The sequence below is a fragment of the Stenotrophomonas sp. STEN038 genome (assembly GCF_056759895.1).
Genome location: NZ_JBRRDW010000063.1, coordinates 1 through 22,333 on the forward strand (window position 1 = coordinate 1; position 22,333 = coordinate 22,333).

Annotated in this window: 25 protein-coding genes and 1 pseudogene; 7 read left to right on the forward strand and 19 right to left on the reverse strand. The window is 64.2% G+C overall.

Going from position 1 to position 22,333, the window contains the following annotated elements:
- Positions 1-111 precede the first annotated feature (111 nt).
- Genes ACVOLS_RS18885 through ACVOLS_RS18920 form a run of 8 tightly spaced genes read right to left on the reverse strand, consistent with a single transcriptional unit; the run spans position 112 to position 5,761 of the window.
- The gene (locus ACVOLS_RS18885; RefSeq protein WP_481546900.1) at positions 112-1,545 is read right to left on the reverse strand and encodes an FAD-binding oxidoreductase; all 1,434 of its coding nucleotides are present in this window, start codon (positions 1,543-1,545) and stop codon (positions 112-114) included.
- Positions 1,520-2,344, reverse strand: a complete 825-nt coding sequence (locus ACVOLS_RS18890; RefSeq protein ID WP_481546901.1) for a M15 family metallopeptidase — start codon at positions 2,342-2,344, stop codon at positions 1,520-1,522. The genes ACVOLS_RS18885 and ACVOLS_RS18890 overlap by 26 nt, the downstream gene beginning before the upstream one ends.
- A 9-nt stretch (positions 2,345-2,353) precedes the next feature.
- A complete protein-coding gene (locus tag ACVOLS_RS18895; protein ID WP_481546902.1) occupies positions 2,354-2,926 on the reverse strand; it encodes a PH domain-containing protein in 573 nt (190 codons plus the stop codon).
- The gene (locus tag ACVOLS_RS18900; protein ID WP_481546903.1) at positions 2,926-4,218 is read right to left on the reverse strand and encodes an alpha/beta hydrolase; all 1,293 of its coding nucleotides are present in this window, start codon (positions 4,216-4,218) and stop codon (positions 2,926-2,928) included. The genes ACVOLS_RS18895 and ACVOLS_RS18900 overlap by 1 nt, the downstream gene beginning before the upstream one ends.
- A complete protein-coding gene (locus ACVOLS_RS18905) occupies positions 4,218-4,400 on the reverse strand; it encodes a DUF4177 domain-containing protein (RefSeq protein ID WP_481546904.1) in 183 nt (60 codons plus the stop codon). Before ACVOLS_RS18905 ends, ACVOLS_RS18900 begins: the two co-directional genes overlap by 1 nt.
- Positions 4,397-4,576: a type II toxin-antitoxin system antitoxin gene (locus tag ACVOLS_RS18910; protein ID WP_282272483.1), complete on the reverse strand. Its 180-nt coding sequence runs from the start codon at positions 4,574-4,576 to the stop codon at positions 4,397-4,399. Before ACVOLS_RS18910 ends, ACVOLS_RS18905 begins: the two co-directional genes overlap by 4 nt.
- A complete protein-coding gene (locus ACVOLS_RS18915; protein ID WP_282272484.1) occupies positions 4,573-4,857 on the reverse strand; it encodes a hypothetical protein in 285 nt (94 codons plus the stop codon). Before ACVOLS_RS18915 ends, ACVOLS_RS18910 begins: the two co-directional genes overlap by 4 nt.
- A gap of 22 nt (positions 4,858-4,879) precedes the next feature.
- Positions 4,880-5,761 carry an SPFH domain-containing protein gene (locus ACVOLS_RS18920; protein WP_481546905.1) on the reverse strand — a complete coding sequence of 294 codons (882 nt, stop codon included), beginning with the start codon at positions 5,759-5,761 and terminating at the stop codon, positions 4,880-4,882.
- A 259-nt stretch (positions 5,762-6,020) separates the two neighbouring features.
- Between ACVOLS_RS18920 and purT the strand changes: the two genes are divergently transcribed.
- The gene (gene purT / locus ACVOLS_RS18925) at positions 6,021-7,205 is read left to right on the forward strand and encodes a formate-dependent phosphoribosylglycinamide formyltransferase (RefSeq protein ID WP_481546906.1); all 1,185 of its coding nucleotides are present in this window, start codon (positions 6,021-6,023) and stop codon (positions 7,203-7,205) included.
- Between the two features lie 240 nt (positions 7,206-7,445).
- Here the strand turns inward: purT and ACVOLS_RS18930 are convergent, their stop codons facing one another.
- The 3 genes from ACVOLS_RS18930 to ACVOLS_RS18940 all read right to left on the reverse strand — a co-directional run bounded on the left by ACVOLS_RS18930 (position 7,446) and on the right by ACVOLS_RS18940 (position 10,003).
- Complete coding sequence (locus tag ACVOLS_RS18930) at positions 7,446-8,612, reverse strand: endonuclease/exonuclease/phosphatase family protein (RefSeq protein WP_481546919.1); 1,167 nt, start codon at positions 8,610-8,612, stop codon at positions 7,446-7,448.
- Between the two features lie 132 nt (positions 8,613-8,744).
- Complete coding sequence (locus tag ACVOLS_RS18935; RefSeq protein ID WP_481546907.1) at positions 8,745-9,122, reverse strand: hypothetical protein; 378 nt, start codon at positions 9,120-9,122, stop codon at positions 8,745-8,747.
- Between the two features lie 119 nt (positions 9,123-9,241).
- Positions 9,242-10,003: an arginyltransferase gene (locus tag ACVOLS_RS18940; protein WP_481546908.1), complete on the reverse strand. Its 762-nt coding sequence runs from the start codon at positions 10,001-10,003 to the stop codon at positions 9,242-9,244.
- 150 nt (positions 10,004-10,153) lie between these two features.
- On the opposite strand from ACVOLS_RS18940, the gene ACVOLS_RS18945 reads away from it, so the two are divergent.
- The gene (locus tag ACVOLS_RS18945) at positions 10,154-10,738 is read left to right on the forward strand and encodes an EF-hand domain-containing protein (protein ID WP_481546909.1); all 585 of its coding nucleotides are present in this window, start codon (positions 10,154-10,156) and stop codon (positions 10,736-10,738) included.
- Between the two features lie 66 nt (positions 10,739-10,804).
- On the opposite strand, the gene ACVOLS_RS18950 is transcribed toward ACVOLS_RS18945, so the two are convergent.
- The 4 genes and pseudogenes from ACVOLS_RS18950 to ACVOLS_RS18965 form a co-directional block, all read right to left on the reverse strand.
- Positions 10,805-12,019 carry an RNA polymerase sigma factor gene (locus ACVOLS_RS18950; protein ID WP_481546910.1) on the reverse strand — a complete coding sequence of 405 codons (1,215 nt, stop codon included), beginning with the start codon at positions 12,017-12,019 and terminating at the stop codon, positions 10,805-10,807.
- Positions 12,020-12,170: 151 nt separating this feature from the next.
- Positions 12,171-12,647: pseudogene (locus tag ACVOLS_RS18955) on the reverse strand (pathogenicity-like protein); the annotation flags it as partial.
- A gap of 3 nt (positions 12,648-12,650) precedes the next feature.
- Positions 12,651-13,562 carry an acyl-CoA thioesterase II gene (gene tesB / locus ACVOLS_RS18960; RefSeq protein WP_481546911.1) on the reverse strand — a complete coding sequence of 304 codons (912 nt, stop codon included), beginning with the start codon at positions 13,560-13,562 and terminating at the stop codon, positions 12,651-12,653.
- 92 nt (positions 13,563-13,654) lie between these two features.
- Entirely contained in the window at positions 13,655-14,437 is a 783-nt protein-coding gene (locus ACVOLS_RS18965) for an enoyl-CoA hydratase/isomerase family protein (RefSeq protein WP_481546912.1), read from the reverse strand.
- Between the two features lie 36 nt (positions 14,438-14,473).
- Here ACVOLS_RS18965 and ACVOLS_RS18970 point away from each other — a divergent pair, with 36 nt between their 5' ends.
- Complete coding sequence (locus tag ACVOLS_RS18970; RefSeq protein WP_481546913.1) at positions 14,474-14,917, forward strand: copper chaperone PCu(A)C; 444 nt, start codon at positions 14,474-14,476, stop codon at positions 14,915-14,917.
- Here ACVOLS_RS18970 and ACVOLS_RS18975 read toward each other — a convergent pair whose 3' ends face one another.
- Positions 14,918-15,781 carry an AraC family transcriptional regulator gene (locus tag ACVOLS_RS18975; protein WP_481546914.1) on the reverse strand — a complete coding sequence of 288 codons (864 nt, stop codon included), beginning with the start codon at positions 15,779-15,781 and terminating at the stop codon, positions 14,918-14,920.
- A gap of 116 nt (positions 15,782-15,897) precedes the next feature.
- On the opposite strand from ACVOLS_RS18975, the gene ACVOLS_RS18980 reads away from it, so the two are divergent.
- Positions 15,898-16,431: a carboxymuconolactone decarboxylase family protein gene (locus ACVOLS_RS18980; RefSeq protein ID WP_481546915.1), complete on the forward strand. Its 534-nt coding sequence runs from the start codon at positions 15,898-15,900 to the stop codon at positions 16,429-16,431.
- A 236-nt stretch (positions 16,432-16,667) separates the two neighbouring features.
- Here ACVOLS_RS18980 and ACVOLS_RS18985 read toward each other — a convergent pair whose 3' ends face one another.
- The gene (locus ACVOLS_RS18985; protein WP_296248213.1) at positions 16,668-17,075 is read right to left on the reverse strand and encodes an acyl-CoA thioesterase; all 408 of its coding nucleotides are present in this window, start codon (positions 17,073-17,075) and stop codon (positions 16,668-16,670) included.
- Positions 17,072-20,035, reverse strand: a complete 2,964-nt coding sequence (gene uvrA, locus ACVOLS_RS18990; RefSeq protein WP_481546916.1) for an excinuclease ABC subunit UvrA — start codon at positions 20,033-20,035, stop codon at positions 17,072-17,074. The genes ACVOLS_RS18985 and uvrA overlap by 4 nt, the downstream gene beginning before the upstream one ends.
- 297 nt (positions 20,036-20,332) lie before the next feature.
- Between uvrA and rplU the strand changes: the two genes are divergently transcribed.
- The 3 genes from rplU to obgE all read left to right on the forward strand — a co-directional run bounded on the left by rplU (position 20,333) and on the right by obgE (position 22,148).
- Positions 20,333-20,641 carry a 50S ribosomal protein L21 gene (gene rplU, locus ACVOLS_RS18995; RefSeq protein ID WP_282269142.1) on the forward strand — a complete coding sequence of 103 codons (309 nt, stop codon included), beginning with the start codon at positions 20,333-20,335 and terminating at the stop codon, positions 20,639-20,641.
- A 19-nt stretch (positions 20,642-20,660) separates the two neighbouring features.
- Positions 20,661-20,921, forward strand: a complete 261-nt coding sequence (gene rpmA, locus ACVOLS_RS19000; RefSeq protein WP_282269141.1) for a 50S ribosomal protein L27 — start codon at positions 20,661-20,663, stop codon at positions 20,919-20,921.
- A gap of 168 nt (positions 20,922-21,089) precedes the next feature.
- Positions 21,090-22,148, forward strand: a complete 1,059-nt coding sequence (gene obgE / locus ACVOLS_RS19005) for a GTPase ObgE (RefSeq protein WP_481546917.1) — start codon at positions 21,090-21,092, stop codon at positions 22,146-22,148.
- Here the strand turns inward: obgE and ACVOLS_RS19010 are convergent.
- The coding region (locus ACVOLS_RS19010; RefSeq protein WP_481546918.1) for a hypothetical protein at positions 22,130-22,333 on the reverse strand (204 nt) is incomplete at its 5' end. The genes obgE and ACVOLS_RS19010 overlap by 19 nt on opposite strands.

A 22,333-nucleotide genomic window follows, 5' to 3' on the forward strand; every position in this document is an offset into this window, starting at 1 on the left:
CCTACAAAAGCCTTGCGCTCCTGGCCGTAGGAGCGGCGTAAGCCGCGAAGCCGATGTCCTTCAAGAGCAGGACGCTCGCCTGCACATGGGCAACTTTGGCTCTGGGCCCACTCATGGCGATAGGTACCGGTCCCACAGCAGGTTGCGAAAACGGTTGCCGGGATCCAGCTGCTGCTTGAGGGCGGCAAACCGCGCTGCCTGCGGGTAGGCGCGCTGGAATTGGGCTTGGGTGGCGTGCAGGCGATAGGGCAGGTAATAGCGACCGCCATGCTCCAGTGCGGCGCTGATCAGGCGGCGGGTCCAGCCGCTGCTGTACTGTTCGGCCGCATTCCAGCTGCGCTGCTTGTGATACAGCACGAAGCAGAACACTTCCTCGCTCGCCCAGCGCATCAGCGAAGTGCTGTCGGCGGGCGCGTGGCGTATGGATATGTTCAGTGCATTGACGTCGTGCCTGCGCAGGATGCCGGCCATGGTGCGTGCGAACGAAGCGAATCCGGCAACCGGGATGAAGTATTCCTGCAGCAGGTAGGAAGACATGCGGCGGGTACGCGGTTCCAACGACGCCGCATCCAGGCTGGCTTCCAGATTGCGCATCACCACGCGTGGTTCGGTGAGCAGGCTGCGTGTCTGGTAGACATCGCGCAGCTGGTCGCCGCCGGGCAGTTCGGATGCGGCCCAGATCAGGTTCTGGTCCTTGGCGTGGCTGGCGCGGATGGGCATCAGCCGTCTTGCATCGGTAAGTGCGGCGTTGCTGCGGCTCCAGCTGATCGCCAGCGGAGCATCGAAGTCCGGTGGCAGCAGGTCGGCGTTGTGCAGTATTACCCCGGGCTGGCCCAGTACATGGGCCCTGAACCAGGCCGGATAGTCGGCGAGGGCAAGCTGTTCAACGCTGCGTGCGATTCGTTCGTTGCGCGCGAGGTCCAGCTCGACCTCGGTGATCACGCCCAGGCCGCCGTAGCCGCCAATCACCGCGGCGAACAATGCCGGTTGCTGCTGCCGGGACAACTCCAGCAGCTGACCGTCGGCGGTGACCAGCTGCAGAGCACGCACGCTGCCCGCCAGTGCACCGCTGCCGACATAACGGCCATGGCAATTGACCGATACCGAGCCGCCGATGCTGAAGTTGCTGTAGCTCTGCATCACCTTGACGGCCAGATCGAGCGGGTCCAGGTGTTCCTGCAGTTGCCGCCAGCGCATGCCAGCCTGCACACGCACGCAGGGTGTTTCCGGGTCCAGCCACAGCAGGCGATCCATGCGCTGCATATCCAGCTGCAGCGCATGTTCGGCGCGGGTCTGTCCGCCCATGCTGTAGCGGCCGCCGGCGATGCACACCGTGCCTGGCCAACGCTGCAGGGCGGCAACTACGCCGGTGCTGCTGGCAGGCCGCACCATGCCGGCAATGGCGGTGCGGTCCAGCTGCGCGACGTCGCTGGCCAATGTCTGGCTGGATCGGGGGGTGCATGCGGGCAACTGGGTCAGCAGGCCTGCGGCAAGCGCTGCCTGCACCAGCCCCCGACGTTCAACCTCGGGCGGTGGCGTTTTCATTGCGGCGATAACACCAGTGCCAGGGCTCGTAGATGATGCCGTGCGGGTTGTCGCGCGGGTAACTCATGTGGAAGCCGAAGCCTGCGGCGTGCCGCTGCAGCCAGGCGAAGCTCGTGGTGTGCTCGAAGGATTCCTCGGCAGGTGGCTCGCCCGGCGTGCTGATGTCCAGTGCGTCACCGCCGTGGTGTTCGCTGTAGCCGGGTGCGGCGTTGACGGTGAGGATCTCGTCCACGCTCAGCCCGCGCGCCAGCTTGCGTTCGAAAATGCCAAGCTGATAGTCGTGGCTGCGGTAGCCGGAGATCGCATCCAGCGCGACGCCATCACTGGCCGCTGCCTGCTGCATGCGCTGCCAGCCACGCGCTGCACCGCCGGTCAGCCAGAGCGGACGACGGTAGCGATCAAAACCGGCCAGGCGCAGATGCGCCGGTTCGGCGACCAGCGGCAAACCGGTCTGTGCGGCATAGGCATCGGCATCCAGATCCAGTTGCTGCAGATGCAGGTGCAGCTGATGTAACGGCAGGCTGCCGCTCGGCGGCGGAATACGGGATGGCTGCGTGCGCAGGGCTTCCAGCGCGGTCAACGCAAAGTCGATGCCGGGTTCGTCCGCCAGCCGGGTCACCAGTGGCATCAGTCCACCAGGCAGCTGCGCGGCGAGATAAAGGCCATCGCGCTTGCGGCGTAGTACATGTGTTGCCCGGGCCAGCACGCGGGCGTCGTCACTGCTGCGCGCGCGCAGCAGGCCGCCGGGCCAGATCTCGATGTCGGGCGTGTTGAGCAGGATATGGGGAGCGTTGCGCATACGCGCAGCTTAGGCCCGCGCGCCGCCTTCGGCCAGTCGCCTGAGTTCATCCAGCAGGGCGCGCGGCTGCTCGGGGCTGATCAGCACGCTGTTGCCGTCCCGCAGCGGAATCACCAGTACGCGGCTGTTGTCGGTGATCAGGCAGAACGCCTTGCCGCCACCCTTCATATGGAAGTGGCCGGCGCGGAAGCCGGGGAACTGGAAGCCATTGGATTTCCCGCCCGGCTTGAAATCAGGGTTCTCTGCGAAATTGACGACGCGCGCGCGGTCCAGCCGCATCGAACTCAGTGCCACGCGTCGGGTGTACAAGGTGGCGGCGATGATCAATTGCTTGGGTTCAACGCGCAGCGCTCGCCGACGGTAGGCCAACGTGAGCCCTGCACCCACCAGGGCCAGTACCAACCAGCCAGCCCATGAGGCGAATGTCGCCTGGAACGGTGGCTTGCCGGCGAACAACCTGATCAGCGGATCGATGCTCAGCACCAGCAGCATGGGCGCCCACAACCAGAGCAGGAGTGAGCTGGTTGGTTTGGCGACATTGAACGTTTCTGTTTCCGTTGGCGTGGGGCTGCGGGCGCTCATCACTGTGCGTTGATCCATAGCGCGATGTCGTTGATCAGTGCTGGATCGACGTGGCCCGGGCGCGCGTATTCTTCCAATGAGCCCTTGCCTTCACCGGCGATGCCGAGGTGGTTGAGCGCTGGGTAGTGCCGGAAGCGGTAGCGCTCACCTTGCAGCCCCTTGTTCCACAGCTGCCAGTCGGTGTCGATCACCTGGAAGTCGCGGCCACCCTGCAGCACCAGCACCGGCAGCTTGCTGTCGCGTGCGTCGGCAATGGGGTCGACAGCTTCCAACTGCTGCCAGAATCGACCAGGGACATCCATCAGCCGAGCTTCCGGATTGCCGCGCACGCTCGCGATGGCTGCATCCAGTGCGGTGAGTTGGGCTTGGTCCTCGGCGCTGACCGCGCCGTCCAGGCCGAGCATGTAGCGATTCTGCTCGGCCAGCAGGTCGAGGATGGGGCGCGCGGGTGCGGCAAGCAGTACCAGTCCCGCCAGTTTGCCATTGGCCGCCTTGGCGATGCGCCCGGCCAGCAATCCTCCCTGGCTGTGGCCCAGCAGATACACGTGGCGAGGATCGATGTTGGCGTTGCCCGCCAGTGCGCTTACTACTGCGACCGCATCGTTGGTGGTTTCGTCATCAACGCTGAAGCTGCCTTTGAAATCCTGCGGGCGTGCATGACTGCGCTTTTCGTAACGCAGCACGGCAATGCCCTGCGCGGCGAGTCCGCGCGCGATGTCCAGGAACGGGCGGTTGGGGCCGATGGTTTCATCGCGGTCCTGCGGGCCGGAGCCGTGCACCAGCACGATGGCGGGGAAGGGGCCCTTGCCCTTGGGCAGGGTCAGCGTGCCCGGTAGTGGTGCGCTGGCGCTACCACTGGCCGGTACGCTGAAGTCCTGCTCGATGACGCTGGCATCCGCCGCAGGCGGTGGTGCCGGCGCAGCCGCTGCAGGCTGCACCAGGAAGCCTGCAACCTTGTCGTCCTGATCAAGCACGATACGCGCCTGCAGCCCGCCATTTGCATAACGCAGAGGAACGACGACGATGCGGAAGCCGTCGGCTTCGCTGGTTACGGCAGGGCCACGTGGACCGGCTGCGCCCATCTGCGCGGGCAGGGACTCCCATACTGCCTTGAGCTTGTCAGCCGGTACCGCCGCTTTCATCTGCGGCGAAAAGTCCGCTTCCGCAGCCGCGTATTGGCCAGCATCGAGTCGGTCCAGTAGCTGGGTGGCCAAGGCCGCCGGGTCGGCAGCGTGTGCGCTGCTGGCGAGGGAAAGGATGGCCGCTGTGATCAATCCGCCCAAGGCTTTCATCAGGAAGCCTTTTTGAAGATCAGCGTGGGCGTGGACACGGTCGGCGTGGCATGGACCACGTTGACCAGTTCCCAGCCAAGCCGGCCGTGCTTGTCCAGTTCCTCCTGCAGTGCCTCCATCTTGAAGCTGCCCATCAAGGTGGTTTTCAGTTCTACGACCAGATATTTCCACTGCGTGCTCATGGCTCTTCCTTGGGTTCTTGCTCAGGTTTGGGTAGACGCCCGGCCTTGCGCAGGGCGTCGCGGATCACATACTCGATCTGCGCGTTGAGGCTGCGCAGTTCGTCGTCGGCCCAGCGCTGGGTCGCCGCCAGAACATCAGCGTTGATGCGCAGCGGATAGGCCTTCTTCTCGCTCACCGGCGGGGTGCTCCGTTGTTGCCGCGACGCAGATGCAGCACCAGCGAAATGCCCAGCGCATTGACCGCCACCACCAGCGCGATGATCACGCCATAGGCGATGTTGCGGTTGTCACCGGCCAGATAGACGCCGGTGGCCGCCACGAACATGCACAGTGCGATCAAGGCCCAGCGCAGGCCCAGCCCGCGTGCATGTGCAGTGCCGGGGCGTCCGCTCCACACGGCGAAGCACAGGGCTGGAACGCCGGTGGCTGCGATGATCAGGGGGGCGAAAACATTCACTACGATTACCTCACTACGTTGTTCAGTACAGCGAACCGGCATTGACGATCGGCTGGGTGCCGCGGTCCGAGCACAGCACCGTCAACAGGTTGCTGACCATGTGCGCCTTGCGCTCTTCGTCGAGGGTGACGACGGCGTTCTTCTGCAGTTCCAGCAGTGCCATCTCGACCATGCCGACGGCGCCTGCGACGATCTGCGTGCGTGCGGCGATCACCGCGCTGGCCTGCTGGCGCTGCAACATGGCCTGGGCGATTTCCGGCGCGTAGGCAAGGTGGCTGATGCGGGCATCGAGTACCTGCACGCCGGCATCGGCCAGCCGCTCGGCCAATTCGTCCTTCAGGTGCTGGGAGATCTCGGCGGCGTGGCTGCGCAGGGCGAGCTGGCCTTCGGTGTGCTGGTCATAGGGGTAGCTGGTGGCCATCGCACGCAGCGCCGACTCGGACTGGATGTGCACGAAGCTCTCGTAGTCGTCGACGTTGTAGACCGCTTCGGAAGCATCGACGACCTGCCAGACGATGACCGCAGCAATCTCGATCGGCGAACCGTCCAGTTCATTGACCTTGAGCTTGCCGCTTTCGAAGTTGCGCACGCGCTGGCTGACGCTGCGCTTGCTGAAGAACGGGTTGTTCCAGCGCAGGCCGTTTTCCTTGACCGTGCCCACGTACTTGCCGAACAGACTGATCACGGCCACCTGGTTGGGCTGGACCATGTACAGGCCGCAGCTGAGGAAGATGCCGACGATCACCAACACGATGCCGCCTATCACCATCGGCCCGCCACCACCGGTGCCATTCTTGGTGACGACGATCGCGGCGATTATTGCGATGACGCCCGCAAGCATCATCGCCAGGGTGCCAAGCAGGGTGGGAATGCCGGTCATGGAACCGATGGACTTCTCTTTCATGGCACATCTTCCGTGGCGGTTGATGGTGAAGATATCAAATTGATATCAATATGCAAGTGGCTCTGTCATTGGGCCTGGGCTTGGGCAGGAACCGGCAAGCGCGCTCGCCCCAGAGGCCTGTGCGGGACACCTCATCCCCGCTGTGCCATTCCACCCATTCCCGGGGTCCGCTGGTGCTTACCCGGGAATGGGGCCGCCCCTCCACGGCCCGGCTTGCCTAGAATATGCATCCTCTTTAGCGCCCTCCCGGACCTGCCTGATGATCACCCTCGGTACCCCGCTGTCCCCATCCGCTACCCGCGTCCTGCTGCTTGGTTCGGGCGAATTGGGCAAGGAAGTGGCTATCGAGCTGCAGCGTTTCGGGGTGGAAGTGATCGCCGCCGACCGTTACGCCAATGCCCCGGCCATGCAGGTTGCACACCGCAGCCATGTGCTGGACATGCTCGACCCGGCCGCGCTGAAGGCCTTGATCGCGCAGGAACAGCCACATCTGGTGGTGCCGGAGATCGAGGCCATCCACACCGAAACCCTGGTACAGCTGGAAGCCGAGCAGGGCCTGCGGGTGATCCCGACCGCGCGTGCCGCCCGCCTGACCATGGACCGTGAAGGCATCCGCCGGCTGGCGGCCGAAACCCTGGGCCTGCCGACCTCGCCCTACCGCTTCGTCGATACCGAGGCCGAGTACCGCGAGGCCGTCGCTGTGATTGGCCTGCCCTGCGTGGTCAAGCCGGTGATGTCCTCTTCCGGCAAGGGCCAGAGCACGCTGCGCAGCGAGGCCGACATCGGCCCGGCCTGGGACTACGCGCAGACCGGCGGCCGCGCTGGTGCCGGCCGCTGCATAGTCGAAGGCTTCATCGACTTCGATTACGAGATCACCCTGCTGACCGTGCGCCATGCCGGTGGCACTGCGTTCTGTGACCCGGTTGGTCACCTGCAGAAGGATGGCGACTACCGCGAAAGCTGGCAGCCGCAGGCGATGTCGGCCAAGGCATTGGAAGGCGCGCAGCAGATCGCCCGCGCAATCACCGATGACCTCGGTGGTTGGGGACTGTTCGGTGTCGAGTTGTTCGTGAAGGGTGACGCGGTGTGGTTCAGCGAGGTCTCGCCGCGTCCGCATGACACCGGCCTGGTCACCCTGGTATCGCAGGAGCTGAGCGAGTTCGCGCTGCATGCGCGGGCGATTCTGGGCCTGCCGATCCCGACCATCCGCCATAACGGCGCATCGGCATCATGTGCGATGTTGGCGCAGGGCAATGGCGTACCGTTCTTCAGCAACGTGGCCGAAGCACTGATCCATCCGGATTCGGCACTGCGCCTGTTCGGCAAGCCGATGGTGCAGGGCCAACGCCGCGTCGGCGTGACCCTGGCGCGCGCTGCCGATGTGGATCAGGCACGCGCGATCGCACGTGATGCTGCAGCGGCAATTGGAATCGAGCTGCGCTGAGCTTGGCTCCCTCCCTTTGCCGAAGGCAAGGGGAGGGTTGGGGAGGGGTAAAGCTTCGCTGCTGTGATGCATCCCCCGCACCAGCAGTCGCCCGCGCGCTTGTGGGAGCGGCGTAAGCCGCGAAGCTGACAATGCTGCAGCAGCGGAATGCATCGTCATCTGATGGTGTACAAGCTTCGCGGCTTACGCCGCTCCCACAAAAACCAGAGCTAAAAAAACGCCGGCTTAGCCGGCGTTTTTTTATTTCACATCCACCCAGACAAGGTGGTGGTCGCTGCCATCGGCGATCTTCGCCTCCGGGCTGTCGTTGGCAGGCCAGAACACGCCGCTGCCGATGTAGCTCAGGCCGGTGGAGGGCAGTACATAGTCCAGGCGCATGGTGCCCGAGCGCGGGCCGAAGTCGCCGGTGGCGTGCTGCGGCGCGCCGCGGCGGACGATGCCTTTCTCTGCATAGGCCAGGCTGGTCTGTTCTGCACCGACGCTGGTCGGAGTCGGGTAGCGCAGCACGCGCGGGTGTTCCAGCAGTTCGAGGATGGCGTCGTGGCGGCCGTCGCCATCGGCTGGATCATTGTTCAGATCGCCGACGATGACGAAGCGCGCATCGGCGGCCAGGCCGCCACATGTGCCTTTGTCATCGCACAGCCACGGCTTGTCGCCGCCGTCCAGGTATTCCTTCCACAGCCGCAGCTCGTCGTGGTTGCGGGCGGCGTTGCGCTTTTCCTTGCCGTCGAACACCGGCGGGGTGGGGTGTGATGCCAGTACATGCACGGTGCCCAGTGGGGTGCGCACCGGCACGTCCCAATGCGATTTGGACGACAGCCGCAGCTGTGACCACACCGCATCCGGCCAGAACGATTTGCCGGTAGTCGGCTCGATCGGACGCAGTGCGTCGGGCAGGGTGCTCCACTTCAACAGCTGGAAGGTGCGCACGGTAGCTTCATCGATCGGGTACCTGGACAGCACCAGCATGCCGTACTGGCCAGGGTGCAGGCCGTAACCCCAGGCATCGTTGCCGCGCTCGCGGCCTTTGCCGCCGACGGTGCCGTTGTTGTCCAGGTCCAGGCCGCTTGGCACGCCGGTGTTGACCGGTGCCAGGTAGCGGTAAGGGTATTTCAATGCTTCGCCGCCGCCAGGCTGGGCGACTTCAAGATAGCGCTGCTGGAACAGGTCGGCGGCGCGGTGGGCGTCGTCGAAATCGAATTCGTTGAGCAGGACCAGATCCGGCCGGGTCTGCTGCAGCACAGCAGCGATCTTGCGCGCGTGTGCGCTGTCGCCCTGCAGTTCGCGGATCAGGCCGCCTTCCTCCTCGGAGTACAGGGAGGTGTTGTAGGTTGCCAGCCGCAGCTGGTCTGGCGCGCTGGCGCTGCCGCTGGGTGAGGTGGAACAGGCTGCCAACAGCAGGGTCATCGGGACGAGTAGGGTTGAGATGCGCATCCGCCGATTTTCTCACGTCGCCATGACGATCAGGCGAAAACATGAAGCTGCGAAAACACGAACGCCCCGCAAGCGGAGCGTCCATGGACAGCGCTGTTACGTTGCTTAGAACGTGCAGCCCATCGCGCCGAAGCTGGTCTTGGCCTGTTCCAGCGCGGTCTTGCACTGGTTGGCCAGCTCGGTCTTGTCGGTCACGCCTGCCCAGGCGCTACGCGACTGCTCGATGCCCTGCTTCATCATGTCGCGCTGGGCTTCGGGAACCTTGTCGCTGATGCATGCGTAGACCTTTTCCAGGTACTGGTCGCATTCCGGTACGCCGGTGCCGGCCTTGACGGTGTCGGTGGCCGGAGCCGGGGTGACTTCAGCTGCAGGTGCAGCGGCCGGGGTTGCTGCCGGTGCGTCGGTGGCCGGGGTGTCGGTCTTCTTGCAGCCGGCGAGGGCCAAGGTGCCAATTGCAGCCAGAATCAAAAGTTGGGTCTTCACGCATTACTCCTGTTGAATGGATACTTCCTTGCGCCATCACGATGCGCGATGACATTCCCATTCTGCATAAATCCCGGTTAAATATGTATCAAGGCAGTTCGCAATAAGCTGTTTCTCAGTCAGGGCCGGGGGCTGCCAAGGGCCTGTTCGTCCTGCAGCCAGCGCTTGCCGTCGAAATACTCCAGCGGATGGAAGCGGCGCTTGTAATCCATCTTGCGGTGGCCGTTGATCCAATAGCCCAGATACAAATGCGGCAAGCCGTTGCGCTGCGCCCAGGCGATCTGCTGCAGGATGCCGAAGGTGCCGAGGCTGCGCTTCTCCTGGTCCGGATCAAAGAACGTATAGACCGCCGACAGGCCGAGGTCGGTGACGTCGGTGACGGCGACGGCCAGCAGTTGCCCGCGTTTGCCGGCCACGCCGGGCGTGCGGATCTCCATGAAGCGACCATGTGACCAGCTGCCGATCAGGAACTGGTCGAACTCATGCGGCCCGTGTTCGTCCATGCCACCCTTGGCATGGCGGTGGGACAGGTAGCGCTGATACAGCGCGAACTGCTCGTCGGTACGCTCGGCTGGCAGAATCCGGCATTGCAAGTCGGCGTTATGCGCCAGGCAGCGGCGTTGGCTGCGGTCGGGATTGAAGCGTTCCACCGGAATGCGCACCGGCACGCAGGCACGGCAGCCTTCGCAGTGCGGGCGGTAGACCAGGTCACCGGAGCGGCGGAAGCCCCAGGTCAGCGCCATCGGGTAAAGCGCGCCCAGACGCTCGTCCTGGGGATCCAGCACGAGGTCGCGGGCTTGTCGTTCAGGCCAATAGCCGCAAGGGTGCTCGCCGGTCTGGAACAGGCGCAGTTCTTCGTTGTTTTCGCCGTGGGCTGCCATGCGCACAGCATAGCCGTGGCGCGTCGCAAATCCTGCGCCTGTCTGCGTGATGAACATCGCGGGTAAGCAGGTCAACCAAGCCGGCAACTGGCGCGTTGACCGTAGCGAGGACGCAATGCCGCGTTCGCAGTCTCACCACGGAGCCCCATCATGACCAAGACCCACCGCAAACCTCTCCTCCTGCTGGCGATGCTGCTGGCCACCTCGGCGACCGGCTTGGTGTTCGCGGCTGCGCCGACCAGCACCGGCCCGGCGCCGCAGCGCCTGGATGCCAACAATGATGGCGTGGTTGATCGCCAGGAAGCGGCGGCTCGTCCGCATCTGGCACAGCGTTTCGACGAGCTGGACAAAAACAAGGACGGCAAGCTGTCGCGCGAGGAAATGGCGCAGATGCGGCATGGCGGACGTCACGGCGGTGATCGCCATGGCGGACACCGCGGTCAGCGCGATGGCGGCTTCATGCGCGGCATGGATACCGATAACGACGGTCGCATCAGTGCCGCCGAATACCAGGCCAATTTCACCCGGCTGGACGTCAACAAGGACGGCTACATCGACCAGGCTGATCGTCAGGCCCGTGCCGAGCAGCGCCGTGCCGAGTGGTTTGCAAAGGCCGATACCAACAAGGATGGCAAGTTGAGTCAGGCCGAGCTGGAGGCCGCACGCAAGGACGGTCACCGCGAGCATCGTGGCCCGCGCGGCCCGATGCCGCCGCAGGCTCCGGCCGCGAAGTAAGTTGCACAAAGGCGCCGATCGACAACACCCCCGCTGGCAGCAGCGGGGGTGTTTTGTTGTGAGTGATCATTGCTGCAGCAGTGCGTACAACGTCGCCGCCACCGCCAGCACTGATGTGGCAATCACGGCGCTGCGCCCGAACATGCTCCGGTAGACCCAGGACGGCCCCTTGCGGCCATGGCGTGCAGCATCGCGGGCGAGCATCGGTGCCATCGCCCGCGGCAGGGTGACCAGATACTGGTAGTTCAAAGCTGCCATGCCTGCCGCCAGGATCAGCAGCCCGCCAACCAGGCCCATCCGCAGTACCACGCCAGCCAGGGCGCAGACGCAGAACACGAACGCGCTGAGGGTATGCAGGCGCATGAAGCGGCGAACACGTTGGATTTCCTCGGGTGTCTCGGCATAGCGCAGCAGGTAGAGATTGGAGAGGTAGGCGCCCAGGACGCCAAGCGCGATGGAGCCCAGCACCAGCCACAGCTCGAACATGCTGGGAAACAGGACGTTTGCCGCGGCCCCGAGGGTGCCCGCTGCGGCGCCGCTGCTTGCGGTGCTGGCGCCCAGTCCGCCCAGACCGAGTTTGCCCGCGCCCGTGCTGGCAACGCCTGCACTGCTGGCGATGATCGCAGCGCTGGCTACGCCAGGAGCGGCCAGCATCAGCGCCGAGCTGACCACGGCGGCGAAAGCCGCACCTGGTGCCGTGCTGCGTGCGAACTCACCAAAGCGCTTGAGCATCTCCTCACGCACGCTGGCGCGGGCGCGCGACAGGCGCTTGCGCACGGCGGCATCGCTCAGGCCGAGCAGCATGGCCACCTGCTGCGAGCTTTGCCCTTCGCGGTAGTACAGCAGCAGGGCTTCGCGGCTGTCTTCGGGCAGGGCCGAGATGATTTCCTCGGCGACCAGTTCCTCCTCCACCCGCGCCAGCGCATCGACGCCATTGGGCGAGGGATCGGCAGCCATGCTGATGGCGATTTCCGCGCCTTCGCCGCTGAGCGGCCGGTTGCGGTTGGCGCGCAGCCAGTCGCGCGCGAGGTTGCGGGTGATCTGGCGCAGCCAGGGCAGGAAGCTGGCGCTGTTGTTGAGCTGGGTGAGCTGCTGCCAGGCCTTGATGAAGGCTTCCTGGGCGATGTCCTCGCTGACCTGCACATCGCGGGTGATGGCCAGGGCGATGGCGGTCACCGTGTTCTGGCAGGCCAGCACGATGCGTCCATAGGACTGCGTGCAGCCCTTGCGGGCGGCAGGCAGCTCGTTCTGCAGCATGATCTCCAGTGCTTCGGTGCTCATCGGACAGGCCTTTTCGACGGTACTGCCAAACAGGACGGGCACCGAAGCCCGATGTGACCGATTATTTTTCCGGAGCCGGAGCCGGAGCCGGAGCCGGAGCCGGAGCCGGAGCCGGAGCCGGAGCCGGCGGGGGGCTGTCGGGCTGGGACTGGATGCGGACGCGGAACTCGTCTTCGCTGGGGTGCTGCTGGGCCGGCTGTGCCTGCACGGCGGGGGGAGCCGGAGCGGTGGTCGGCGCAGTGCGATGGCGCATCATGATCACCAGCGCCACGCCGGCAATCACCACCAGCAGTGCGATGCGGATACGCCAGGCCCAGCTGCGGCCATTGCCGGCCTCCGCGGGTGCTTCGCGGAAGGCGTATTCGGCGGTGGGATGGTCGCGGCGGGTGGTGTCGAGCAGGCGCTTGTCGCGCAGGATCTCACGCGCCCGCGGCTGGTCATTGGCATGCACCACCCAGACCGAAGGCAGGTTCTCGTTGTTGACCTTGTCGGTATAGCTGAACTGGCCACGGCGCTTGCTGTGGTACGAGCGACCGTTGGTGACGCGGACCTCGATGCCTGCATCACGCAGGATCTCCGCCACGCCCTCGGCGTTCTCGACGCGCTGGCTGCTGAAAATCTTGCGCATGGTTCAGCCCTTGCTCGCTTCGTTGTCGTCGGGGGTCACGCGGATCAGCCCTTCCTGTGCGGTGCTGGCGACCAGCACGCCGTTGCGGGTATAGAACTGGCCACGCGCCAGGCCGCGCGAGTCCTGCGCGCTGGGGCTGTCCAGCGAGTACAGCAGCCAGTCGTCGGCGCGGAACGGGCGATGGAACCAGATCGCATGGTCGAGCGAGGCCATCTGCACATGCGGCTGGTAGTAGCTGATGCCGTGCGGGAAGGTGGCCGTGCCGAGCAGATGGAAGTCGGAGGCATAGGCCAGCAGCGCCTGGTGCAGCTCTGGCGCATCGCCGATTTTCTCGTTCAAGCGCAACCACACCTGGTGATAGGGCGGGCGCTTGGGCGGGTTCAGTTCGTCGCGCGGATAGACGTGGCGGAATTCGAACGGACCGCCGCGCGAAAGCCAGCGCTGCACCTTCACCGGCAAGCGCTCCAGCACATCGGCCGGTAGTGGACGGCTCGGCTCGATGTCCTCGGGCTGCGGCACATCCGGCATCTTGTGCTGGTGTTCGGCACCACGCTCGGCCTGTTGGAACGAGGCCGCGCAGAAGAAAATCACCTTGCCGTGCTGGATCGCGGTGACCCGGCGCACCGAGAAGCTGCCGCCATCACGGGTGCGGTCCACGTCATAGACGATGGGGTGGTCGATGTTGCCGGCGCGCAGGAAATAGGCATGCAGCGAATGCACGTGACGGCCGTTCTCGACCGTTGCCTGTGCGGCCGCCAGCGCCTGGCCCAGCACCTGCCCGCCGAACACGTACTTGGTGCCGATATCGCGGCTCTGGCCACGGAACAGGTTGTCCTCCAGCCGCTCCAGCGACAGCAGGTCAATCAGCTCGGATACCACGGGTTCGGGCGTGTTGGACAAGGCGGCGGCCTTCATTTCGACAGGCCGCGATTATAGGCGAGCAGGGGAAGGGGAACGCAGGCAGCCGCAGCGGCCGCCGCAGTTCCCCAGCCCGGGACGGGTGATCCTCAGTTCTTGCCCAGGCGAGCCGCCAATGCCTGCAAAGCGCCCTGCGCATCCGGCGAGAACCAGGCCTCGACGAAGCGCTCCAGCTGGATTTGCTCGGCCTGCATGGCTTCGTGCAGGTCTGCACGGGCGATGGCACGGGTCTGCAGCATCGGCTGCGCCGGCAGCTTGAGTTGGGCCTGCAGCCAGCCGATGGCGCGTTCGACCACCTGTGGCGCGCCGTCAGCCAGTTCATCGACCAGGCCAATCTCCAGGGCGCGCTCGGCGCTGACCAGCTGGCCGCCGGTCAGCAATACGCCGGCACGGTGGTGGCCAACCACGCGCCGCATCAGGCGCTGGATGCCTTCCGGCGCGACCAGCCCCACCTGGACCTCGTTCAGGCCGATCACATAGGGTTTTGCCGGGTCGGCGCTGCGCGCCATCACCCGGTAATCGCAGCACAGTGCAAGCACGCAGCCGCCAGCCGGCGAGTGGCCCGTCAGCGCGGCTACCACCGGCACGCGGCTTTCGGCCAATACCCGTGCAGCGCCGAAGAAGGCCTGCCAGCTATCCATCAATTTGCGCTTGTCATCGCCATGCGAGAGCAGGTGCGGTACGTCCATGCCGCCGGTGAAGATGCGCTCGCTGCCGGACAGCACGATGCCGTGCACGTCGTCGGTCATGGCCACGGTGACGGCGGCAATCAGTGCGCGGCACAGTTCGGTGTCCAGCGCGTTGACCGGCGGCCGCGCCAGGCGCAGTTCACGGATGGGGCCATGGTTGATCACTTCGATGAGCGTGGTCATGCTGCGGTTTCTCGTACGGCAAGGAGTCGTGGCTTGATGATAACCAAACCATTCGTGTGCGTACTGTTGGCCTTGTGCGCGTTCGAGGCCGCAGCTGCAGCACCGGCCTGTGTGACCGTGGAGCAGGGGTGGGTGCGGTTGACCCCGGCGGCGACGCGGATGGCGGCGGGCTTCGCGCGCATCCGCAACGGCTGCGCCAGCGAGGTGGTGGTGATTGGTGCGGGCAGCAAGGCCTTCGGTGATGTGTCGTTGCACGAAACCACGGTAGCGCAGGGCGTTAGCCGGATGCGCGAAATCGAACGCTTGCCGATTGCTGCCGGGGCAGTTGCCGAGCTGAGGCCCGGCGGTCTGCACCTGATGCTGATGCAACCGGAAGTACCGCTGGCCGAAGGCGCGCAGTTGCCGTTGCGGCTCAGTCTGGAAGATGGAACGAAGGTCGACGGAACGCTGCAGGTGCGGCGCGAGGCGCCTGCGCGTTGATCAGGCGTCGGCCTGCTTCAGCCACTCGCGTGGCGACATCCCCATCTTGGCGGCGAATACGCGCGACAGCGCCGAGGCGTTGGCATAGCCCAGCTCGTCGGCCAGCGTCTTGATCGGCCGGCCTTGCCGCAGCCGGCGCTGGGCCAGCGCGATGCGCCAATCGGTGAGGTAGTCCAGCGGCGTCTGTCCGACGATGTCGCGAAAGCTGTTGGCAAACGCGGTGCGCGACATGCCGGCCTGTTCGGCGAGGCTGTTGAGTGTCCAGCTTTCGCCGGGGCGATCATGCATGGCGGCCAAGGCACGCGACAAGCGCTGATCCGACAGGCCGGTGATGAAACCGGCGGGTATCCCGGCTTCCTGCGGATGATCCAGCAGCCAGCGCAGCAACTGGATCACCACGACTTTGAACAGCCGATCGGTCAGCAGGCGCTGGCCGCAGCGGACGTTGTCGGTTTCGTTGAACAGCAGTTCCAGTGTCATTGCCAGGCCGGGGATGCGTGTCAGCGGCAGTGCGATCAACGAGGGCAGGCCACGTACCAGCGGATGCGCGATGCCGCCGTCGAAGTCCAGGCGTGCGCAGGTGAAATCGGCGCCTTCGCGAGGCGGGTTATGGAAGCGGTGATTGAACGGGCGCGGATAAAACAGCAGCGTCGGCTCTTCGAAGTGCATCGAGGCTGGGATATCGCGGCTGCCGGGATGGCTGACCTCGAGCCGGCCACGCCGCAGCACGTGCAGGTAAGCATGGCCTTCGCCGGCGTCGAAGCTGGTCAGCCCGCACAGCGGGCCGGAGTGGAACAGCTGCGCCTGGAAGCGGAAGTTCTCCAGGACGCCTGCCAGTCGATCTACCGGGGGAAGGGTGTTCATCTGTATCAATTGGTTCGTTTGATGAACTAATCGTATCAAATAGTTCTAGTTCGGGCGGGATACTTCTTTCACGGGCTGACGGCCCGGCAATCATCCCAACCGATCAGGAGATCACCATGTCACGCATCAACCTGCAGACCCAGACCGCCCCCGCCGCCAGCCAGCCGCTGTTGGCGCAGATCCACAAAGCCTTCGGCGCTATGCCAAATATGTTCAAGGCGGTGTCCAATTCCCCGGCTGCATTGCAGAGCATGTGGGGAGCGTTTGGCGCCCTGGGCAATGGCAGTCTTGGCAGCAAGCTCGGCGAGCAGCTTGCCGTCGCCATCGCCAACCGCAACCGCTGTGAGTACTGCTTGGCTGCGCATACCGTGCTGGGGCAAAAGGCGGGCGCTAGTGCGGCGGAGATGGCATCGGCACAGGCGGGTCAGTCCGAAGACGCGCGTACCGCTGCGGCATTGCGCTTCGCGCTGAAAGTAGTGGAGCAGCGTGCGCAGCTGGACGATGCCGATGTGGCCGAGCTGCGCAGCGTGGGTTTCGGTGACGAGCAGATCGTCGAGATTCTCGCGCATGTGGCTTTGAATCTGTTCACCAACTACATCAACGTGGCGTTGGATGTGCCGGTGGATTTCCCGAGGGTTGCTTTGAAGTAAGGCCGCGCGCTGGCGTGGACTGCGCCGACTATGCTTCAACTTGCGAGATACAAGCCCCTCTCCCGCTTGCGGGAGAGGGGTTGGGGTGAGGGCGCTTTTAGCTCTAAAAGTTTTAAAAGTTTTAAAAGCTCTAAAAGCTCTAAAAGCTCCCCTCATCCGCCCTCCGGGCACCTTCTCCCGCAGGCGGGAGAAGGGAGGTTTCAGGCATTTTTACGATCTGCCCGCTTCGCTTTCGCTCAGCTCGAAGCACCCCGAACAGCCTCAGGCAACGGCGCACTCTTACCGGTCTGCGTATCCATCCAGACCACCACCACATTGCCGTCCGAATACAGCTTGCTGTCGTCGTTCTGGTCAACGATGCGGTGGCCAATGGTCACGCTGCTGTTGCCCAGGCGCTCGACGAACAGCTCGACCACGATATCGTTCGGCCACACGATCGGCAGGCGGTAGTTGATGTTGGTATTGGCTACCACCGGCGCGATGCGGTCGGTCATCGACACGCCTTCAACGCCAAGCATCCAGCGCACGCGGGCTTCTTCCAGATAGGAAACGTACTTGGCGTTGTTGACGTGGCCCATCGAGTCCATGTCGCGCCAGCGCACGCTGATCGGCACGCGGGCCAGTTGCTTGTGTTCGTTACTCATTTTGCAGCCTTCTTCTTGACGGGTGCGGCAGCCTTCTTGGCAGCAGCTTTCTTGATCGGCTTTTCCTTGCGCGGCGGACGCGCATCGGGCTTGTTGGCTACTGCTGCAGGTTGCTCCGGGCGCGCGCTGGTGTTCGGCAGCATCTTGGCCAGGAACTGACCGGTGTAGGAATCCGGATGCGCCGCCACGTCTTCCGGCGTGCCGGTGACCAGCACCGTGCCGCCACGATGGCCGCCTTCCGGACCCAGATCGACGATCCAGTCAGCAGTCTTGATCACGTCCAGGTTGTGCTCGATCACTACTACGGTGTTGCCTTCGTCGCGCAGCTTGTGCAGCACGCCGAGCAAGGCTTCGATGTCGTGGAAGTGCAGGCCGGTGGTCGGCTCGTCGAGGATGTACAGGGTGCGGCCGGTATCGCGGCGCGACAGTTCCTTGGACAGCTTCACGCGCTGAGCTTCACCGCCGGACAGCGTGGTCGCGCTCTGGCCCAGTTTGATGTAACTCAAGCCGACGTCCATCAGCGTTTCCAGCTTGCGTGCGATCGATGGCACCGGTTCGAACAGGCGCAGGGCATCTTCAACCGTCATCTGCAGCACGTCGTTGATGTTGTAGCCCTTGTAGAGGATCTCCAGCGTCTCGCGGTTGTAGCGCTTGCCATGGCAGACGTCGCAAGGCACGTACACGTCCGGCAGGAAGTGCATTTCCACCTTGATCAGACCATCGCCCTGACAGGCTTCGCAGCGGCCGCCACGCACGTTGAAGCTGAAACGGCCCGGCGAATAACCGCGCGCACGCGCTTCCGGCACCTGTGCGTACAGTTCGCGCAGCGGTGTGAACAGGCCGGTATAGGTCGCCGGATTGGAGCGCGGCGTGCGGCCAATCGGTGACTGGTCGATGTCCACCACTTTGTCGAACAGGTCCAAGCCTTCGACGCTCTTGTACTTGGCAATCGGGTGCGAGGAGCCGTTGATTTCGTTGGCGGCCAACGAGAACAAGGTGTCGTTGATCAGCGTCGATTTGCCCGAGCCGGACACGCCGGTGACGCAGGTCAACAGGCCGGATGGAACATCCAGATCCACGTTCTTCAGGTTGTTGCCGCTGGCGCCGCGCAGGCGCAGCGTCATCTTCGGATTGGGCTTGTGTCGGCGTGCCGGGATCTCGATGCGACGCTTGCCTGACAGGTACTGGCCGGTCAGGGAGCGCGGCGCATCGAGCAGGTCCTGCAGCTGGCCCTGGCCGACGATTTCGCCGCCATGCACGCCAGCGCCGGGGCCGATATCGACCACGTAATCGGCCAAGCGGATCGCGTCTTCGTCGTGCTCGACCACGATCACCGTATTGCCCAGATCACGCAGGCGGGTGAGGGTGCCGAGCAGGCGCTCGTTGTCGCGCTGGTGCAGGCCGATGGACGGCTCGTCGAGCACGTACATCACGCCCACCAGACCGGCACCGATCTGCGAGGCCAGGCGAATACGCTGCGCTTCACCGCCGGACAAGGTGTCGGCCTTGCGCTCCAGGGTGAGGTAATCCAGGCCGACGTCGACCAGGAAGCCGAGTCGCTCACCGATTTCCTTGACGATCTTGGTGGCGATCTCGCCGCGCCAACCGGGCAGGCTCAGTTCGCTGAAGAAGCGCTTGGCTTCGTCGATCGGCAGTACCGCGATTTCCGGCAACGGACGATCAGCGACAAACACATTGCGCGCCGCCTTGTTCAAGCGTGCGCCCTTGCACTCCGGGCACGGCCGCGAGCTGATGTACTTGGCCAGTTCTTCGCGCACGGCCGGCGATTCGGTCTCGCGGTAGCGGCGTTCGAGGTTGGGGATGATGCCTTCGAAGCGGTGCTTGCGCTGGTTGCGGCCACCGGCTTCGGTGAAATAGGTGAAGGTGATCTGCTCTTCGCCACTGCCGTACAGCACAGCCTGCTTCACGTTGTCCGGCAGCGACTGCCAGGTGGCATCGACGTCGAACTTGTAGTGCTTGGCCAGCGAGGCGATCAGCTGGAAGTAATAGGCATTGCGTCGGTCCCAGCCACGCACCGCGCCAGCGGCCAGCGACAGCTCCGGATGCACGACCACGCGGTTCGGATCGAAGAACTCGGCCACGCCCAGGCCATCGCAGCCCGGGCAGGCGCCGACCGGCGAGTTGAACGAGAACAGGCGCGGTTCCAGCTCCGGCAGCGCGTAATCGCAGACCGGGCAGCTGTACTTGGAGGAGAACAGCTGCGGCGTGCTGTCGGCGGCATCCAGGGTCATCACCGTGGCCATGCCATCGCCCAGCTTGAGCGCGGTCTCAAAGCTTTCGGCCAGGCGCTGCTTGATGTCTTCGCGCGGGCGGAAACGATCAACCACGGCCTCGATGGTGTGCTTCTGGCGCAGGGTCAGCGCCGGCACTTCATCGATTTCATACAGCTCGCCGTCAACACGTACACGCACGAAGCCCTGCGCACGCAGCTGGTCGAAGACCTGCGCATGTTCGCCCTTGCGATCGCGGATCACTGGCGCCAGCAGCATGTAGCGCTGCTCCGGATCCAGGGTCAGCACCTGGTCAACCATTTGGCTGACGGTCTGCGCTTCCAGTGGGTAGCCGTGGTCCGGGCAGCGCGGGCTACCGACGCGGGCGTAAAGCAGGCGCAGGTAATCGTAGATCTCGGTGATGGTGCCGACGGTGGAGCGCGGATTGTGCGAGGTCGACTTCTGCTCGATCGAGATTGCCGGCGACAGGCCTTCGATGTGGTCCAGGTCGGGCTTTTCCATCACGCTCAGGAACTGCCGCGCATACGCCGACAACGACTCGACATAGCGGCGCTGGCCCTCGGCATAGATGGTGTCGAATGCCAACGAGGACTTGCCCGAGCCGGACAGGCCGGTGATCACGATCAGTTTGTCGCGGGGCAGGTCGAGGTCGATGTTCTTGAGGTTGTGCGTCCGCGCACCGCGGATGCGGATGAAATCCATCGCCATGGGAAATCCGATTTGGACTGCTGCCGGCTGGGCCGGTAGCAGGAGGTGTGGGGGCGTCGCTGACGGCAGTCAATCAGCCTAGCGACCTTGTCATTTGGGGGCAATTGCCAGTTTTGCCAGTGCTGTTTCCCGCCAGTGGGCCAGATGACGGGGTGGGGCCTGAACGGGGGTTCAGCCCCGGCGGGTCAGGGCAGGGGGGTGGGTTGACCCGAGCTCGGTCCGCCCGGTAAAATCCCGCTTCTGTCCGCCCTCGATGGCGGGCAAGGCGACCACAATAACTACAGAGGAAGTCTGGTCATGTATGCAGTTCTGGTAACTGGCGGTAAGCAGTACCGCGTCGTTCAGGGTGAAACCCTGCGCGTGGAAAAACTCGAAGTCGAAGCTGGCAACGAGATCAAGTTTGACAACATCCTGATGCTCGGCGATGCCGACGGCATCAAGCTGGGTGACGCGCTGAAGGGCGCTTCGGTGACCGCCAAGGTTGTGGCCCACGGCCGCGCCGACAAGGTCCGGATCATCAAGTTCCGTCGCCGCAAGCACCACATGAAGCGTCAGGGTCACCGTCAGTACTACACCGAAATCGAAATCACCGGCATCGCCGGCTAATTGCTAAGGAGAATCCGTCATGGCACATAAAAAGGGCGTAGGTTCCTCGCGCAACGGTCGCGATTCCAACCCGAAATACCTCGGCGTCAAGATCTTCGGTGGCCAGGCCATCGAAGCTGGCAACATCATCGTGCGTCAGCGCGGCACCCAGTTCCACCCGGGTGCAGGCGTCGGCCTGGGCCGTGACCACACGCTGTTCGCGCTGGTCGATGGCAAGGTTGAGTTCACGGTGAAGGGTGCCAACAAGCGCCGTACCGTCAGCGTTGTCACGGAAGCTTAATTCCGTACGCGCAAGCCGCCCATACTCCGGTGTGGGCTGCTGACGAGAGCCCCGCTTCGGCGGGGTTTTTCGTTGGAACCCCGACATTTCGGGGTGCAGGGCCGATAATGGGCAGTACCTGCTTCTGCTATTCCCCAATCCCCATTTCCCAATCCCGGCGTTAAATTCATGAAACTTGTAGACGAAGCGGAGATCGAAGTCATCGCTGGCAAAGGCGGCAATGGCTGTATCGGCTTTCGCCGCGAAAAGTTCATTCCGCTCGGTGGTCCGGATGGTGGCGATGGCGGCAATGGCGGCAGCGTCTGGATCCGCGCCGACGCAAACCTGAACACCCTGGTCGACTTCCGCCATGACCGCATCTTCAAGGCGCAGCGTGGTGAGAACGGCATGGGCCGTCAGGCCTATGGCAAGGGCGGCGAAGACCTGGTCATCACCGTGCCGGTCGGCACCGTGGTGATGAACGTCGACACCGACGAAGTCATTGGCGACATGACCACGCACGGCGACCGCCTGCTGGTGGCCAAGGGCGGCAAGGGCGGCCTGGGCAACATGCACTTCAAGAGCTCCACCAACCGCGCGCCGCGTCAGGCGCTGCCGGGTGAAGAGGGTGAAGAGCGCCTGCTCAAGCTGGAGCTGAAGCTGCTGGCCGACGTTGGCCTGCTGGGCTTCCCCAATGCGGGCAAGAGCACCTTGATCCGTGCGGTTTCGGCGGCAACGCCGAAGGTCGCTGATTACCCGTTCACCACCTTGTACCCGAACCTGGGTGTGGTGAAGGTTGAGAATTACCGTAGCTTCGTGATCGCCGATATTCCGGGCCTGATCGAAGGCGCGGCCGACGGTGCCGGCCTGGGTGCGCAGTTCCTGCGCCATCTGCAGCGCACCCGTCTGTTGTTGCACCTCGTCGACATCTCGCCGATGGAAGGTGGTGTTGAAGGCATTTCGCCGGTTGAGCAGGTGCGTGCGATCGAGCGTGAGCTCGGCAAGCATGATCCGGAGCTGCTGAAGAAGCCGCGCTGGCTGGTGCTGAACAAGGCTGACCTGATGTTCGAGGATGAGGCTAGGGAAGCGGCTGAGCAGATCATCAAGGAGCTGGGCTGGACTGGCCCGTGGTACCTGGTGTCGGCACTGGGTCGCGAAGGCACCTGGCCGATCATGAAGGACATCATGGCGTCCTTCGATCAGCAGAAGATTCTGGAAGCCGAAGAGCGTCACGCAGCGGGCGAATGATTTTTCGCTGGTAGCTGATGTTTGAGGAAAGCCCGGCGAAAGCCGGGTTTTCTGTTTTTGGCTTTGGCTTTTGGGGGCGTGTCCGATTTTTTGTGTGTGAGGCGGTTTAGTCCGGAAGTCTCTTTCAGCGAGCCAGCGTGAATCGGTCTTCGTAGATTATCGCGAACTGGTTCATCGCCGCCTTC

Bases quoted from the DNA above. Each gene is read 5' to 3' on its own strand.
- ACVOLS_RS18885 (WP_481546900.1), bottom strand. From the start codon at position 1,545: ATGAAAACGCCACCGCCCGAGGTTGAACGTCGGGGGCTGGTGCAGGCA.
- ACVOLS_RS18890 (WP_481546901.1), bottom strand. From the start codon at position 2,344: ATGCGCAACGCTCCCCATATCCTGCTCAACACGCCCGACATCGAGATC.
- ACVOLS_RS18895 (WP_481546902.1), bottom strand. From the start codon at position 2,926: ATGAGCGCCCGCAGCCCCACGCCAACGGAAACAGAAACGTTCAATGTC.
- ACVOLS_RS18900 (WP_481546903.1), bottom strand. From the start codon at position 4,218: ATGAAAGCCTTGGGCGGATTGATCACAGCGGCCATCCTTTCCCTCGCC.
- ACVOLS_RS18905 (WP_481546904.1), bottom strand. From the start codon at position 4,400: ATGAGCACGCAGTGGAAATATCTGGTCGTAGAACTGAAAACCACCTTG.
- ACVOLS_RS18920 (WP_481546905.1), bottom strand. From the start codon at position 5,761: ATGAAAGAGAAGTCCATCGGTTCCATGACCGGCATTCCCACCCTGCTT.
- purT (WP_481546906.1), top strand. From the start codon at position 6,021: ATGATCACCCTCGGTACCCCGCTGTCCCCATCCGCTACCCGCGTCCTG.
- ACVOLS_RS18930 (WP_481546919.1), bottom strand. From the start codon at position 8,612: ATGACCCTGCTGTTGGCAGCCTGTTCCACCTCACCCAGCGGCAGCGCC.
- ACVOLS_RS18940 (WP_481546908.1), bottom strand. From the start codon at position 10,003: ATGGCAGCCCACGGCGAAAACAACGAAGAACTGCGCCTGTTCCAGACC.
- ACVOLS_RS18945 (WP_481546909.1), top strand. From the start codon at position 10,154: ATGACCAAGACCCACCGCAAACCTCTCCTCCTGCTGGCGATGCTGCTG.
- ACVOLS_RS18950 (WP_481546910.1), bottom strand. From the start codon at position 12,019: ATGAGCACCGAAGCACTGGAGATCATGCTGCAGAACGAGCTGCCTGCC.
- tesB (WP_481546911.1), bottom strand. From the start codon at position 13,562: ATGAAGGCCGCCGCCTTGTCCAACACGCCCGAACCCGTGGTATCCGAG.
- ACVOLS_RS18965 (WP_481546912.1), bottom strand. From the start codon at position 14,437: ATGACCACGCTCATCGAAGTGATCAACCATGGCCCCATCCGTGAACTG.
- ACVOLS_RS18970 (WP_481546913.1), top strand. From the start codon at position 14,474: ATGATAACCAAACCATTCGTGTGCGTACTGTTGGCCTTGTGCGCGTTC.
- ACVOLS_RS18975 (WP_481546914.1), bottom strand. From the start codon at position 15,781: ATGAACACCCTTCCCCCGGTAGATCGACTGGCAGGCGTCCTGGAGAAC.
- ACVOLS_RS18980 (WP_481546915.1), top strand. From the start codon at position 15,898: ATGTCACGCATCAACCTGCAGACCCAGACCGCCCCCGCCGCCAGCCAG.
- ACVOLS_RS18985 (WP_296248213.1), bottom strand. From the start codon at position 17,075: ATGAGTAACGAACACAAGCAACTGGCCCGCGTGCCGATCAGCGTGCGC.
- uvrA (WP_481546916.1), bottom strand. From the start codon at position 20,035: ATGGCGATGGATTTCATCCGCATCCGCGGTGCGCGGACGCACAACCTC.
- rplU (WP_282269142.1), top strand. From the start codon at position 20,333: ATGTATGCAGTTCTGGTAACTGGCGGTAAGCAGTACCGCGTCGTTCAG.
- rpmA (WP_282269141.1), top strand. From the start codon at position 20,661: ATGGCACATAAAAAGGGCGTAGGTTCCTCGCGCAACGGTCGCGATTCC.
- obgE (WP_481546917.1), top strand. From the start codon at position 21,090: ATGAAACTTGTAGACGAAGCGGAGATCGAAGTCATCGCTGGCAAAGGC.